Annotated in this window: 1 protein-coding gene; it reads right to left on the reverse strand. The window is 41.8% G+C overall.

The genetic code is table 11. The features are described from left to right. On the reverse strand, positions 1-824 hold an 824-nt coding region (locus A3766_RS01380; protein WP_156508601.1), incomplete at its 3' end, for a hypothetical protein. Positions 825-863 lie beyond the last annotated feature (39 nt).

An 863-nucleotide genomic window follows, 5' to 3' on the forward strand; every position in this document is an offset into this window, starting at 1 on the left:
ATCTCGATAAATTCATCAAAAACAACCACATGCCCTGCATCAATGTCCATAGGTGAAAATCCCGGCTTAAGAATCACTTCAGACCAATTAATATCTAGCTCTGTTGTTACTCCCGCTACGATTGGTGTACTCATGATAGAAGCACTATCAAGGGGAACGTACCCTGTGTAGAACCAATCACCTGAATCTTCGCTGACACCGTCATACACATAAGACCACAATTGAATTTCGTAGTTCTTGATGCGCGTATCAGTCGCCTGAAACTCAATGCGAAACGACTGAGTTCCCTCGTTTATGTAACCTACCAAGCCATTAGCTTCTTCACTTAACGATTCCAACGCAGGAATTCCATTTGAAATATCACCATCATATTGCGGAGAGTAAATAATGTCGTAAGTACCAGGCTCTTCTCCGCCAAAAACAGAGAAGTTAAATTGCTTCTCAATTTGATTGCCTGATTTATCTACTACAATAACTTTCCAGTTAGAAAGCTTAATCGTGTGAAGGCGCTCACTCGAATGGAAAACACATTCGAAAACATCTGAATCACCAATTCGGCAGGAGTTTCTTTGTGCCCCCCAAGATGATGGATCTAACAGCGACCACCACCAATTATCATCTAGTTGAACAATGTCGACATACTCAAGATCATCAAAACCATCCGGGTCTGAAATCTGGACATTTACTGTAAATCCAATGTTCACGGGAGGGGGATCAACATTTGTTGTCCCCCCATAAGTGTCTGGTAAATGACGAATATCGGTAAGTATTGTTCCAATCTCAGGAGCACTATTTCTATGAATATCTGGTCCATTTGGTGTCAAATCACAGGCATCACCTTGACCATCACCATCGGTATCTAG

The organism is Oleiphilus sp. HI0132 (assembly GCF_001635845.1).